The 14,095-nt window shown below is 62.9% G+C and carries 12 protein-coding genes; 8 read left to right on the top strand and 4 right to left on the bottom strand.

The genetic code is table 11. The features are described from left to right. Positions 1–205: 205 nt before the first annotated feature. Positions 206–385, top strand: a complete 180-nt coding sequence (locus tag AC0L3N_RS11770) for a hypothetical protein (RefSeq protein WP_473485550.1) — start codon at positions 206–208, stop codon at positions 383–385. A gap of 141 nt (positions 386–526) precedes the next feature. On the opposite strand, the gene AC0L3N_RS11765 is transcribed toward AC0L3N_RS11770, so the two are convergent. After that, positions 527–964, bottom strand: a complete 438-nt coding sequence (locus tag AC0L3N_RS11765) for a DUF2267 domain-containing protein (protein ID WP_192362770.1) — start codon at positions 962–964, stop codon at positions 527–529. A gap of 210 nt (positions 965–1,174) precedes the next feature. Between AC0L3N_RS11765 and coxB the strand changes: the two genes are divergently transcribed. The 6 genes from coxB to AC0L3N_RS11735 are packed head-to-tail and all read left to right on the top strand — an operon-like array spanning position 1,175 to position 8,143. Further along, positions 1,175–2,152, top strand: a complete 978-nt coding sequence (coxB, locus tag AC0L3N_RS11760; RefSeq protein WP_473547761.1) for a cytochrome c oxidase subunit II — start codon at positions 1,175–1,177, stop codon at positions 2,150–2,152. Beyond that, on the top strand, positions 2,149–4,668 hold the full coding sequence (gene ctaD / locus AC0L3N_RS11755) for a cytochrome c oxidase subunit I (RefSeq protein ID WP_473547760.1): 2,520 nt from the start codon (positions 2,149–2,151) through the stop codon (positions 4,666–4,668). The genes coxB and ctaD overlap by 4 nt, the downstream gene beginning before the upstream one ends. Positions 4,669–4,675: 7 nt before the next feature. After that, positions 4,676–5,056 (top strand): hypothetical protein, encoded by a 381-nt coding sequence (locus AC0L3N_RS11750; RefSeq protein WP_473547759.1) that lies wholly within the window; start codon positions 4,676–4,678, stop codon positions 5,054–5,056. After that, positions 5,053–5,676 carry a cytochrome c oxidase assembly protein gene (locus AC0L3N_RS11745; RefSeq protein WP_473547758.1) on the top strand — a complete coding sequence of 208 codons (624 nt, stop codon included), beginning with the start codon at positions 5,053–5,055 and terminating at the stop codon, positions 5,674–5,676. Before AC0L3N_RS11750 ends, AC0L3N_RS11745 begins: the two co-directional genes overlap by 4 nt. Further along, positions 5,676–6,761, top strand: coding sequence for a c-type cytochrome (locus tag AC0L3N_RS11740; RefSeq protein WP_473547757.1), 1,086 nt, complete (start codon positions 5,676–5,678; stop codon positions 6,759–6,761). Before AC0L3N_RS11745 ends, AC0L3N_RS11740 begins: the two co-directional genes overlap by 1 nt. A 35-nt stretch (positions 6,762–6,796) precedes the next feature. Then, positions 6,797–8,143: a PQQ-dependent sugar dehydrogenase gene (locus AC0L3N_RS11735; protein WP_473547756.1), complete on the top strand. Its 1,347-nt coding sequence runs from the start codon at positions 6,797–6,799 to the stop codon at positions 8,141–8,143. An 87-nt stretch (positions 8,144–8,230) separates the two neighbouring features. Here the strand turns inward: AC0L3N_RS11735 and AC0L3N_RS11730 are convergent, their stop codons facing one another. The 3 genes from AC0L3N_RS11730 to AC0L3N_RS11720 form a co-directional block, all read right to left on the bottom strand. Next, positions 8,231–9,361 (bottom strand): GNAT family N-acetyltransferase, encoded by a 1,131-nt coding sequence (locus AC0L3N_RS11730; protein ID WP_473547755.1) that lies wholly within the window; start codon positions 9,359–9,361, stop codon positions 8,231–8,233. Continuing rightward, positions 9,358–10,353: a sterol desaturase family protein gene (locus AC0L3N_RS11725; RefSeq protein WP_473547754.1), complete on the bottom strand. Its 996-nt coding sequence runs from the start codon at positions 10,351–10,353 to the stop codon at positions 9,358–9,360. The genes AC0L3N_RS11730 and AC0L3N_RS11725 overlap by 4 nt, the downstream gene beginning before the upstream one ends. A 246-nt stretch (positions 10,354–10,599) precedes the next feature. Next, positions 10,600–12,501 carry a heparinase II/III family protein gene (locus tag AC0L3N_RS11720; protein WP_473547753.1) on the bottom strand — a complete coding sequence of 634 codons (1,902 nt, stop codon included), beginning with the start codon at positions 12,499–12,501 and terminating at the stop codon, positions 10,600–10,602. 117 nt (positions 12,502–12,618) lie between these two features. Between AC0L3N_RS11720 and AC0L3N_RS11715 the strand changes: the two genes are divergently transcribed. Further along, positions 12,619–13,860, top strand: a complete 1,242-nt coding sequence (locus AC0L3N_RS11715; protein WP_473547752.1) for a glycoside hydrolase family 5 protein — start codon at positions 12,619–12,621, stop codon at positions 13,858–13,860. Positions 13,861–14,095 lie beyond the last annotated feature (235 nt).

Genomic DNA, 14,095 nt, shown 5'->3' with positions numbered 1-14,095 from the left:
TCCATTCTTCCATCAGCGCGTGCCGAGTGCAACAGCCCGCTGTGAACAAGCTGTTTTTCTGGAGGAAAACCATGTCGCCTGCGCTCAGCAGTTGAATTGGCGGCGAACAGGTGATTCGGCGAAGAGAGCTACACTGCGGTGTCCAACCCTGCACCAGGAGCAACGGTTTCGCTCCTTCTCGGTAACGAGGGAAAGGAGATGTTCCATGTTCGAGAACAGTATGTGGTTGATCGTCGTTGCTGGCGGCCCGCTACTGCTCGCAATCCTGATCGCCTACGCCCTCCTCACGTGGCGCCATCGGGGGCCTGCAGAGCGCAGAGAAAGCGATCGGGCCACTGAGCGACTGTATCGCGAGGAAAAAGACCGGCCGGGCGGAGGCAGCTGAGAACCGTATCGGCAGCCGGACCTTTGTCTTGCTGCTGCTAATGCATGTCGCGCAAAAGTGTGCAGCGGTTTTGCGACAACGACATGCATGAAAAAAACAACCTAAAGCGCGTCGCATGAGGCCGGTCGAACGCGACGCGCTTTAGACTCCAACACTTTCGGGCCAAAGCGCCCGGATCTGCTTCGGCAACGCGTCCCGCACCTTGGCCGACTGGCCGAGGTCGACATGCCTGGCGAGTACCTTGAACACGGATCTCGTCGCATCCTCGGGATTCACGGGTCGAGTGGATTTCATCTCCTCGGCCACCCGCTGCAGGAATTCCTCCAATGAACGGCTGGTGGTCGGCAGATCACGCGGCCGATACCGATCATAATAGGCTCCGCGCACGAGAAGCGGCAGTCCCGCTCCCAAATTGGCAGCCAGTTCGATCTGCAGCCAATCCCGCAAGGTGCGTAAAACGGCTCCCAGCATATGCCAGGCAACACGCCTATCAGGCCCGTGGTCGGCCATGATCTCGTCCAGCCAGATGTTTGTCGTCTGCAGGGTTTTGTCAAAAACTTCCAAGCCGGTTGCGCTCATCGTCGCCTCCTTTGGCATGGGCAATCCCAACACCCGCCCCCAACACTCGCCCCAACACTCGCTATGACGGGCAAACGGGGATCGAGCGCAATTGTTTCGTCACGCATTGAAAAATTGCCCAAAGAGCAGCGGCGAATGCAGCTTGGTTCAAAAGCTCAGTTGCCCGGAACCTTCCGCCCCTCTCGCCGGTTTACGGCGGAGGGGTTGGAAATGGGTCAATATTTCAGCCTGTCCGCTGCGTCATTATTGCTCGCGAGCGGCTATGCCGGCGCCCGGTCGGTACTTGAGCCCGCGGGAGCGGAAGCGCAGCAGATAGCCATATTGTTCTGGGTAATGCTAAGCGGCGGCGCCGTCATCTGGCTGGGCGTGGTCGGCCTGCTTCTTCATTCAGCCCTATTCAATCGCCGCAGGCTGGCCGAAAAGTCTGCCAGCAGCATCATCCTTTGGGGCGGCGTGGTCTTCCCGTCGATCACGCTTTGTGCCCTGCTCGCCTATGCACTGTGGCTGATGCCTGGCCTTCGGCCCTTCGCGCAGGCGAGCTCCGCCGCCCTGCGGATTGAAGTCACCGGCAGGCAGTTCTGGTGGGAAGTTGTCTACCGCCCATCTCAGCGGCCGCCAGTCGCTTCCGCCAACGAGATCAGGCTGCCGGTCGGCGAGCGGGTCGAATTGACCCTGAAAAGTGCCGATGTGATCCATTCCTTCTGGATCCCACCGCTCGGCGGCAAGATGGACATGATCCCCGGCCGCACCAACAGGCTTTCGCTCATGGCCACGAAACCCGGTATCTTCCGCGGACCCTGTACGGAATATTGCGGCACGTCTCACGCGCTGATGGCGTTCTCGGCCGTGGCGATGGAGCCCGAAGCATTCCGGTCGTGGCTCGCCGCCCAGGCAATTCCCGCGGAAGGGCCCGGCGCGAGCGGCGGCGCGCTGTTCCTGCGCCATGGCTGCGGGTCCTGCCATTTCGTCGCGGGCACCGATGCGCGCGGCCTGATCGGCCCGGATCTTTCGCATCTCGGTTCCCGCTTCACCGTCGGAGCCGGCATCCTGCCCAACACCGAAGACGCAGTCGCCCGCTTCATCGCCCGGCCCGACCTGATTAAGCCCGGCTCCAGCATGCCGGCCTTCGACATGTTGCCGCCGGACGACATTCGCGCCATAGCCGCCTGGCTGAGAGGCCTGCAATGAGCGCTGCGATCAAGGAGCGTTCGCGGGAGGAATACAAGGCGCAGGAAGAGCGGCTGCGCGCCGTCTGGGCCAATCCGGCCGGCTGGCGCTACTGGACCTCGGTGAACAATTTCCAGATCGGCCTCTGGTACGGCTCGGCCGCCTTCGCCTTCATGCTGTTCGCCGGCGCGCTCGCGCTGCTGATGCGGCTGCAGCTCGCCGTGCCCGACAACGACTTCCTGTCGGCCGACTTCTTCAACCAGGCGTTCACCCTGCATGGCACGGTGATGATGTTCCTGTTCGCGGTGCCGATCTTCGAGGCGGTCGCGATCTTCCTGCTGCCGCCGATGCTGGGCGCGCGCGAGATGCCGTTCCCGCGCCTCGGGGCGTTCAGTTTTTGGAGCTTTCTCCTCGGCGGTATCTTCGTCTGCGGCTCAATCCTCTTCAATGCGGCGCCGTCGGCAGGCTGGTTCATGTATCCGCCGCTCGCCACCGCCAAGCAGCTCTCCGGCATCGGCGCCGATATCTGGCTGCTCGGCCTTTCCTTCATCGAAGTCGCCTCGATCGCGGCCGCCGTCGAACTCATCGTCGGCATCATGAAATGCCGCGCGCCGGGCATGCGCATCAACCTGATGCCGCTCTTCGCCTGGTACCTGCTGATCGTTGCTGGAATGATCCTGTTCGCCTTCCCGCCGCTGATCGCCGGCGACCTCCTGTTCGAGATGGAACGGATGTTCGATTGGCCGTTCTTCGACGCAGCGCGCGGCGGCGACCCGCTGCTGTGGCAGCATCTGTTCTGGATATTCGGCCATCCGGAAGTCTACATCATCTTCCTGCCGGCGATCGCGCTGATGGCGATGATCGTCCCGACTTTTTCCCGGCGTCCGATCGTCGGTTATTCCTGGATCGTGCTAGCGGCAGTGGGGACGGGATTCCTTTCTTTTGGCCTGTGGGTACACCACATGTTTGCGACAGGCCTGCCGCAGATCTCGCTGGCCTTCTTCTCGGCGGCCTCGGAGGCGGTGGCGATCCCGACGGGCGTGCAGATCTTCGTCTTCATCGCCACCATGCTGGCCGGCGGCCGGGTGATCTTCTCGACACCGATGCTGTTCGGCACTGGAGGATTGGCCATCTTCGTCATCGGTGGCCTGACGGGCGTCATGGTGGCGCTCGCACCCTTCGACTGGCAGGCGCACGACACGTATTTTGTCGTCGCGCACCTCCATTATGTGCTGATCGGAGGCATGCTTTTTCCGGTCGTGGCCGGGCTCTATTACTACTATCCGCTGATCGACGCGAAGAAGCTCTCCGACCGTCTCGGGCGGCTCGCCTTCTGGCTGATGTTCTGCGGCTTCAACATCGCCTTCTTTCCGATGCATCTGAGCGGGCTGCGCAGCATGCCCCGGCGCGTCTTCACCTATCCGGCCGAAATCGGCTTGGACTGGCTGAACCTGATCTCGACGGCCGGAGCCTTCATCTTCGCCGCCGGCGTGCTGGTGGTCGTCTTCGACGTGCTCAGGCCGAAGCACAGGGAGCCGCGCGGCGAATTCAACCCATGGAACGCCGGCACGCTGGAATGGATCTCCGAGCCGGAGGAGAACTGGGGCGTCCGCTCGATACCCATCGTGCGCAGCCGCTACCCCCTCTGGGACCAGAAGGATCTTGCGCGCAAGGTCAATGGCGGCCGCTATTATCTGCCTGACGCGGAAGAGGGATGGCGCGAGGGACTGGTCACCACCGTGCTCGACGCCGAACCCATCCAGGTGCTGCGCGTCGGCGGCACGTCCCATGTCACGATCGTCTCGGCCCTCTCGCTCGGGGCCGCCTTCATCGCGCTTACCTTCCACTGGTGGATCGCGACGGCGCTGGCCGCAATCACCTGCTTTTGCGCCGTCATCTACTGGCTCTGGACGGGCACCGGAGAAATCCCAGAGAAGCCGGAAAAGGATGTCGGTCTGGGCCTCAGCCTGCCGCTTTATGCCTCCGGCCCCGATTCGGTCGGCTGGTGGGCGATGTTCATCACCATGGTGGGCGACGGCACGGCCTTCGCCAGCCTCGTCTTCGGCTATTTCTTCTACTGGACGACCCATATCGACTTCACCGCGGGGATTGCCGGGCCTGACGCAGCCTGGTCGCTGGCGGCTGCCATCCTGTTCGCTGCAGCGTGGGGATTGATGGTGGCGGCCCGCATGTTCAACAGGCGCGGCGCCACGGCCGCTATGCGCGGCTTGCTGGTGCTGTCCCTGCTAACAACCGTTGCCGCGTCCGCCACAGGCTTGGCCGCGCCGTGGTCTCCCGGCATGGACCCGACGCGCCACGTCTATCCCGCAATCGTCTGGATCCTCGTGATCTGGGTGCTCGCGCATGCCGCGCTCGGCACAGTCATGCAGGCCTATTGCCTGGCCCGCTCGCTGGCGGGCCGACTGACGCCGAAGCATGACATGGATCTAAGCAACGTGGTGCTCTACTGGCATTTCCTGCTGGTCACAGCCGTCATCACCTTCGCCACTATTGGCCTCTTTCCGGCAGCGATGTGAGGCGGCGATGCGGCTCATCCCGAAAGAGATCGAAACGCTCTGGACGCTGTTTACCGCGCCCGTGGTGTGGGTTGTGCATTTCCTCGTTTGCTACATAGGCGCGGCGATCTATTGCGCTAAGCCCGAGCTTGTCGGGCTGAGTTTCAGCGCTGTGCGCGCGGGCATCGCCGCCGCCACCGTGATCGCCCTTTCACTCATCGCGCTGTCCGCATGGCTCGCTTGGCGGCAATGGGGCTTCGGCACCGACGATCCGCCGCATGACGATCCGACGAGGAGGGACCGGACCCTGTTCCAGGGTTTTGCGACGCTGCTGCTCTCGGGTCTCAGCTTCGTCGCCGTGATCTTCACCGCGATGCCCGCGTTGTTCCTGACGGAGTGTATCCGGTGAGACGCGCATGCCTCATCCTCGGTCTCTTTGTCCTTGCCCTGGTCTGGTTCGGACCGCTGCTCGACGCCTGGCGGGATTCGTTTTCGGCGCACATGCTGGCGCATATGGGAGTGGTGGCGATCGCTGCGCCGCTGATGGCGATTGGGATCCCGCTCGGCCCGACACCAGATGCCAGCCGGGCGTTCACCCTCGCCCTTCCCGCCTCCCTCGTCGAACTCATCGTCGTCTGGTCCTGGCACGCGCCGGCCTTATGGACGCTGGCGCAAAGTTCGCTGTTTGCGACCGCCATCGAGCAGGCCACGTTCCTCGCCGCCGGGCTGTTCTTGTGGCTGACCTGCCTGCCGCGCCGCGACTCGGATACCGCAGGCAATGCCGCCGGCGCTTTCGCCCTGCTTCTCACGTCCATCCATATGACCTTGCTCGGCGCGCTGCTGGCGCTGACCCCGAGGCCGCTTTATGGGACGGGCGAGGTAAGCTGCTTCGGCGTCGCCCTTTCCGCCCAGCAGGATCAGGAGCTTGGCGGCGTAATCATGCTTCTGCTCGGCGCCGCGGTCTACCTGACCGGCGGCGTGACGCTTTTCGCGCGCATGCTCGCCACCCCGCCGCGGAAGGCGGTCTGATGCATATCAGCTGGAAGAAGCTCGCCATCGCGCTTGCCATTCTGCCCTTTGTCGTGGTGCTGGCGGCCTGGATCGGCTTTTTCAATGTCGGTGCCTCAAGCGGCCATTGGAAGATCACGGAATGGTTTCTCCATTTCGCCATGCGATCGGCTGTGCGCACCTATGCCCTGGCGGTCGATGTTCCGGAAGCTTTGCCGCGCCATGCGGTCCAGCCGGCCGCCGGGCATTTCGCGCGCGGCTGCGCCATCTGTCACGGTGCGCCGGGCGAACCGCGATCTCCTGTCGTCATGAGGATGCTGCCGCAGCCGCCTGACCTTGCCGCGACCGTCGGCGAATGGTCCGACGCGGAGCTTTTCCGCATCGTCAAGCACGGCGTGCGCTTTACCGGCATGCCGGCTTGGCCGACGCAGGAACGCGACGACGAGGTCTGGGCGATGGTCGCCTTCCTACGCGAACTGCCGTCGATGGACGAAGTCATCTATCGTGATCTCGCCTATGGAGAAAGGCTTGCGCCTCCTGCAGGCGCTGCCGGAGCCCTAAGGCAGGCGCTCGCGGATTGCGCCCGCTGCCACGGTGCGGACGGGCTCGGGCGTGCTCCCGCGATACCCGTTCTCGCCGGGCAGAGCGAGGCCTATCTCCTTGAAAGCCTGCGTGCCTATGCCGAGGGAGGCCGGGCAAGCGGGTTGATGAGCCTGCCCGCAACTGAGGCAAAGCCTCAGTTCTGGCCGGACCTGGCCAAGCATTTCGCCGCCCTGCCGACGATGCACCCCGGCGTCGGGGGCGATCCCGCACTTGTGCGGCGCGGCAGGGAAGTCGCCGAGAAAGGGGTGAAGGACGCCGGCGTGCCTGCCTGTCTCGGCTGTCACCGGAGACACGACCGCAGCCCGCTCTATCCCTCCATTGCCGGCCAGCCGGAGCGCTATATCGAGGCGCAGCTTGGGCTGTTCAGGGCGGGAAAGCGTGGCGGAACGCGCTTCGGCCATCTCATGGCCAATGCCGCGAAGGGCCTGACAGACGACGACGTCCGTGCGCTTGCGGCCTACTTCTCCCTATCGGCCGCTCCGTCCGCAACCGGAACGCGATAAGCGCGTTTTGCGTTCATTCGACCTTCCGAGGTCTGGTGAAAAACTTGCTTACCGCCCTTCTCGTGCTGATCATTCTTCTTGTCGTCGCCGGCGGGGCCGTCTTCTTCCTGTCCCGCGAAGAGGCGACAGTTCCGATCGCGGAGACCTATGGCCCCAACCCGACCCTGCCGGAGCCCAATCCGACCTGGCTGCCGACCGTCCATGTCGCCAAGGCCAGGCCGTGGCCGCAGGGCACGAAGCCGACGGCGGCCCAGGGATTTGCGGTCAACGAGTTTGCCGGCGGGCTCGACCATCCGCGCTGGCTGTACGTGCTGCCAAACGGCGACGTGCTGGTGGCCGAGAGCAATGCGCCGCCCAAGCCGGACGAGGGCTTCAGCATACGCCGCTTCTTCGTAGATTTCTTCCAGAGTCAGGCCGGCGCGGGAACGCATAGCGCCAATCGCATTTCGCTGCTGCGCGATCAGGATGGCGACGGGGTGGCTGAAACCAAAACCGCCTTTCTCACAGGGCTGTTCTCGCCATTCGGCATGACCCTGCTCAACGGCAAGCTCTATGTCGCCAACGCCAATGCAATTGTGGCCTTTCCCTACCAGGAGGGCGCGACCGAGGTCACCGCACCGGCGGAGAAGATCGTCGACCTGCCTGCGGGGAGGAACCACCACTGGACCAAGGACGTGACCGCCTCGCAGGACGGGACAAAGCTCTATGCGACGGTCGGATCCAATTCCAATGTCGGCGAGAACGGCTTGGAGGAAGAGGAGAACCGCGCCGCCGTGCTGGAAATCGATCTCGCCTCGAAAGAGACGCGTCTCTTCGCCTCCGGGCTGCGCAATCCGAACGGCCTGTCCTGGAATCCGGAAAGCGGCGAGCTGTGGGTCGCCGTCAATGAGCGTGACGAGATCGGCAGCGATCTCGTGCCGGACTACATGACTTCGGTGCGGGATGGCGGCTTCTACGGCTGGCCCTACAGCTATTTTGGCCAGCATGTCGACGATCGCGTCGAGCCGCAGCGGCCCGACCTCGTCGCCGAGGCGATCAAGCCGGACTATGCGCTCGGGGCGCACACGGCTTCATTGGGCCTGACCTTCAACACGGGCGACCTGTTCGGTCCTCAATACAGGAATGGCGCCTTCGTCGGGCAGCATGGCTCGTGGAACCGCAAGCCGCACAGCGGCTACAAGGTGATTTTCGTACCGTTTACCGGCGGCAGGCCCTCCGGTCCGCCTCAAGACATCGTCACCGGCTTCATCAGCGAGGACAACAAGGCTTTTGGCCGTCCTGTGGGGGTGGCGATAGACCGGAGCGGCGCCCTGCTGGTGGCGGATGACGTCGGCAACAAGGTCTGGCGGGTTGTTCCATCTCAGACACAATCGACACTTTGAGCGGTTGGTGCTGCCGGCGACCCGATGAGGAAGCGATAGGCACCATTGCCTGTCGGACACGGTGTTCCGGCGCCGATCAAGCCGAAATCAAGATGTCGGCACCGGTCCGCGCCCGCGTACGTGCCGGACCCTCTGACGCATACGATCGGCAAGAGAAGCGATCGAGCCTTGCGCCGTACGCGCCCCAAGAACGGACTGCAGGACAACACCCTGCGTTGCGAATTTGTGCTTGAACGACTCTGCGCCGCACAGGAAATCGACCGTGCCCAGGCCGTGATCGATCGACCACTGTATGTAGTCCATCATCAGGATCATGCCGGGCGACGCCTGGCTGAAATCCGGATCGAAAGTGGTCACGAACGCCATCATGGTGTGGTGCTGGACGAAGTTGATGGAGACCGCGACCATCGCGCCATCGCATTCAAGTACGAAAATGCGCAGCACGCCGGCGCGCGCCCGCGCGTCGACGAGTGCGGCGAGCACTGGCGCTCCCTCTTCAAAAAGTTGGGATTCACGTTTGCGCTCCACCAGCCATCTGCGCTTCAGGGCAGAGAGCCGGTCCAGTACCGGCTGCAATGGCTCGTCTGGCGCAAGCAGGCGAAATTTTATTTTCCCCGCTTCTTCCAACGTCTTGACGCCGCGCCGATAGTTCTGCCGCGTCTTTTTCGATTGCTCCGCGAACCACGCGGCTCCGCTCTCCCACTGTCCGGCCACGCGATAACTGACTTCCTCTCTGTGATTGGGGCGAAGCCTGATCCCGCCGGAGGTATCCGGAGTGAAAATTTTGCGGACCGCCGCACCCGGCAAGAGATGATTGAGAAAGGCAATATCGAAGCCACCGGCGTCACAGATCTGGGCCCATACGTCCTGCAGGGCCGATAACGAGCATTCCGGAGCAACGAGGATATCCCCGTAATCGGTATAGCTGCTGGCCGCCCATTCGAGAAACCGCAGGCCTTTGCGCTTGCCGATCGTCAGGGGAACGACGGCAACCAGCCTGTCACCGTTCCAGACCAGGCCGATCCGCAGCGCGCGCTGGTCACGGTCCGCTACGGTACTCCACCATGCCGAAATCCAGGCATGACTCTGAAAGATCAGCCCATCGGTGCGATGCCAAAGATGCATCCAATCGGATTCGATCGCGGCCAGGCGATCCGCCGAACGGACAACTTCCAGGCGCTCTGCGCTCGAAGCGTCAATCGAAACAATGGTGTTCATGAAGGGGAACGATCCTGTGGCTGAGCGATGACATCGGGACGCCTCGGGAACAGTCGGACGACATGCCCTCCCATCTTCTTGAGCGGCAGGATGTAAAGCCCAAAGAGCGACTGATAGTCGCGTACATCGCGATCTATCAGGCCAAATTTGAGGTCTTCATCCGGATCCGGGACAAACTGCGTCCCGAAGAGGCGATCCCAGAACGAAAACAGCAGGCCAAAATTTTTGTCGTAGTGGCGAGGGTCGATGCTGTGGTGCACCTGGTGCCAGTGCGGACACAAGATGATGCTGTTCAGCGGGCCGAAGGAAATCTTGAAATGGGTATGGCGAACAAAGTCCATCATCAGGATGTTACGGATGACATAGACGTTGATGCCGAAGATAGCGATCTCTACTGGATCGAGCGCGATCAGGCTCCAGATGCCGAAGCAGATCCCCGGGATGACGCCATCCCAGATACGGTTCATCAGGTCGTCCAGCGGATGAACCCGATCCTTGGTGATTCCCACCATCACCTCGGCCGAATGATGCACTTTGTGCAATTCCCACAGGAACGGGAAGTGGTGCTGGGCGACATGGTAGAGATAGTACGAAATATCGTAGGCGATCAGCATGGTTGCGGTGAAGATGACGATCGTCACCGGTCCGGCCGGGCCGTCGATGAGCGGCGCCTGGATATCAAAGAGCCAGCCGATTGCCTGGTGTGTCCCATAGCCCACGGCGGCAACGAAGGTGACGCCGGCAGGGATGAGCAGGAAAGGCATTATCGCCCGTTTGGTGACCCAAAATAGAACATCCGCTCGCGCCGACGGGTGCAGGATGACTTCCGCCGGAAAAGCGAAATCGAAAAAGTCCCTGAGGGATTTATGCTCGACGGTTCGCCAGTAAGCGATGACCGCGCTGCCCAGTGCTGTGAAAAAAAGCAGGCCGAGCGTCAGCAAATTGACGTTCGCAAGCTTTTCCACAATCGCTCTGGCGAATTCAGAAAACATCGGTGCAGTGGCTCCTGGGCCGTGAGATGGCGATCCGGCGAATTGCGAAGCAAAAAACTTGCCAAATCCACTGCATGTTGCCCGCAACCAGGTGGCTATTGCGGCTGCAACGAGCAAAGCATCGCCGGATTTGTGCCAGAACTAGCAGATCAACCGTAACAAAACGCTAAATGCCCGAGCGTAATTAATCTCGAATACGGCCGGAACACCGGATAGGCCGCTCTGCAGCGGCGCCGGGCGCTGTCTTTACGACGGGGGGATTGCCGCGAGGTGGATCTTAACTCCGTCTTCGCCCACTTCGCCGTGCCAGGCGATGCGTTCGGCTGGCTGCCTGGCGCCAAAACGCGGTGAAACCCAGCCGCCTTGCCCCGGTGCGTCGCCGCCGGCGCGGATCTCGACCGCTGCGTCCGGAAAGCGAATGGCCATCAGCGGCTCATCGCCGCGCAGCACCATGATCGTGCTTCCGTCCCGGTTGGTGCCGAGGCCGGCTGCGAGTTGAAAGACGACCTCGGCCACGCGCCTGCCGCCGAGTAGTTGGTCGGTCACGACGATCCCGTCGGCCTGGTGCATCACGGTGCGCTGATGCACAACGCCGAAGCGGCTTCTATACCCGTCATGCTGGGCGCGCAGCTTCCAGTGCGTTCCCGGCTCGCTCTCCACCAATGCCGCAGCCGCTTTGTGCGACCAGTTGAACATCCCGGCGATGATGCTTTGGCTTTTGCCCTCGATATTCAGCGTGTTATGCGCCGGTGTAGAGCGGAGCCAGTCGCGCCAGACGCCCCCCGAACCGTAGAGCCAGGTGCCGGGGTCGACCAGCACCGGCTCGCCATCGACGCACAAGGTGAGCGACAGCGCGTCGGCATGGCCGTGAGCCGCTATCGAGAGATAGCCGAGCGGGCCGTGGTCGAATGTCAGATCGATGCTGCGGCCGTTCATCTCACCGCGCCAGACGGAGAGCCCGCCTTGCGTGAACGTTTGCAGCCCATGCGACGCCGGTGCCGGTTCCGACGGCGTGCCAAAGAAAAGCGCACGAAAATCGTCTGGCTCCGCCGCGTTGCCCGGCATCCGTAGAAAGCCAAGGATGGCGGCGGCGACGGATCGGACATAGTCCGGCTCATCCCCGAGCGTCAGCACGCGACCTTCATCGTTGTCGCCAAAGCCGGCGGCTGGTGGGAGCCAGGCGACGAAGTTGGCAAATGCGGCCAGACGCGCTTCGACGGGCGAGGGAAACGGCGTTCCGGCCTGGCGCGCCGCAGCGGCGCACAGCAAGATGAGTTCGGCGGTGAAGGCCGCATATGTCGGGGTCTGCTCGGCACCGGCGCCATCGGCGAGAATCTGCTTGCGCGCCTCAGCCAGGAGGGCGCCGCGTGCAGCGTCGGGTGCGGTCCCCAACGCCAGGCCGATCAGATACTCGCCAGCCAGTTCTGCGACGAGATGGTTGTTGGCGGAGGAAAATCGAGAAGGGAACCGTGGCAGCCAATAGGCGCTTGCCGCCAGTATTTCACCCACTTGCTGCCGTGTCGCCGCGCCCAGTCGGTCGCCGACGAGGTCCATGGTGACAATCAGGCTGATGGCTCGCAGCGCTACTTCGATGCCGGAGGCCCAGCCAACCCCTCGAAACGGCGGATTGGCTGAATGCCAGCTGCCGATCGCCGCCTCTATGGCCATCCGAGACCGGTCGTCGCCGGCGAGAAGCAGGTGGGCGGCCAGTGGCGGCAGCTGCTGCAGCCGGTTGATCTCCCAAACGTATTTTACATCGCCGCGGCCGCCGCCATGGCGAAAATCGATATCGAAAGTATGGGTCTCGGGGCCCGGCCAAAGCCTGCCGGTCACCGGATCAAGGCGCCAAAGCTCGGGAGGAAACAGCCGATCGCTGTCGCGCCGTGGCCATGTCCGCCCAAGTGCGGAAAACTGGCCCGCAAGCGTGTTTTGCGCCGCCGCCGCTATGGCTTGCCGTTGTGCCGGTATCGCAGCCAGCGCAGCATCGCGCAATCCATGCAGCACCGGGTGCAACTGGGGCGAAGCAAAGCGCTCCCAGCCATCGTCTTGACGGCGCGAAGCGATCCTTCGACGCTGCTCGCCCAGCCGGTGCAACACCTCAGCCGGCTCCATGCTGCGCAACCGGTTGATGTACCAGCCGATTCTCATACGCGCTCCGCCAAGGTTTCGATTGTTATATACCATGCTGTCGAAAAGCCTTGCGACGGCAATCCTCCTTTTCCGATCCTGCGGTTAATATCTCCGACCATGATACGGAGAGTGGCGATGAGAAGGATGGCGTGTGTTGCAGCGTGGGTGCTCGGCATGGCGATAGCCGCCAACGCTGCGCCGATCCCGCTCCAGCGCGGCGTTGGCGTGCATGAATGGCTGAACTGGTCGTCGGTAGACGACGATGGATCCTACCGTTGGCCGCCCTATCGCAGCGAGGAGGAGTGGCGCGCTGGACATAGGCCGCTCGCCGATTGGCCCGGCGGCGACGCGTTTGCGCGCATTCGATCGATGGGCTTCGACTTCGTCCGGCTGAGCGTCGACCCCGGCCCTCTGCTTGCCAGCGAGGGCGCCAAACGGCAGCAGGCGCTGGACATACTTGCCGCCGCGGTCGAGCGGGTCACGTCGGCCGGCCTTAAGGTGGTTTTCGACCTGCACGGCGTCACCCAGGTTCCGGCCTACAGCATGGAGACGATCTATGACGGTGCCGACAGCGAGGGCGTTGCCAGCTATCGCGAAATGGTTGTGGCGGTCGCCACCATGCTGGTCAAGGTTGGCACCGACAAGGTAGCCCTCGAGCCTTATAACGAGCCGGCGTATTACCCTTGTGACTCGAGCGGGAGCAATGACTGGCAGCGGATCATGGCAGACACGGTCCGCGATATTCGCGCAGTCAGCAGCGAACTCACCATCGTTGCAACAGGCGCCTGTGGCGGCAGCATTGCCGGACTGGTCAATCTCACCCCGGGGTTTGACGATCCGAACCTCTACTACAGCTTCCACATGTATGAGCCGCACAGTTTCACGCACCAGCGGCCCGACGGGACAGGTGCCTTCGCCTCGGGCCTGCCCTGGCCGGCCGATAGCAGCACGCCCGAAAAGGTGACCGAAACCCTTAAGGTGCAGATGGACGCGGCCGGCTTGAGCCCGGTCGAGCAGGTGATGAACATGGTCGCGGCGCGTGAAGCAATCACCCGATATTTCGAGCACAATTGGGGCCCGAGCCAACTCGAAGCGAGCTTCCGTCAGGCGGTCGACTGGGCCGAGGCGCATGGCATTCCAAGCCGGCGGCTGTTCATGGGCGAATTCGGCGCCATCCTCATGTCGGCGGACGGCCGAATGGGCGCGTTCGACGCTGACCGTCTGCGCTATCTCACGGCGGTGCGCCAGCAGGCGGAACGCTTCGCGATACCATGGTCTGTCTGGGAATTCTCCAATCCCTATGGAATGACCGTCATCCGGCCCGAAGGGCCTGCGGTCCCGGACCAGGAGATGTTGCGGGCACTGGGCCTGCCATAGCTGCCATTACCCTGTGCGGGTGGGCAGCCGGGCGGCAATGCCACCTGTCCCCGCCACATTGGATCGAGATTGGTCTGCCTTCGTCTTCAATAAGGCCGGCAGAGTCTGATCGAACCGATCAACCTCTGCCTTGAATCACCTTGGCGGCTTTCTCCGCGCGATCCGGTTTCGTCGGCAACCAAGTGTTTAATACATTCGTCGTAAACAGCGACGCCAATACGCGCGCCCAGGGAAG

The organism is Mesorhizobium sp. WSM4807 (assembly GCF_055811615.1).
The sequence above is the reverse complement of the archived record's forward strand: the minus strand, read 5'-3'. Positions and strand labels throughout refer to the sequence as shown.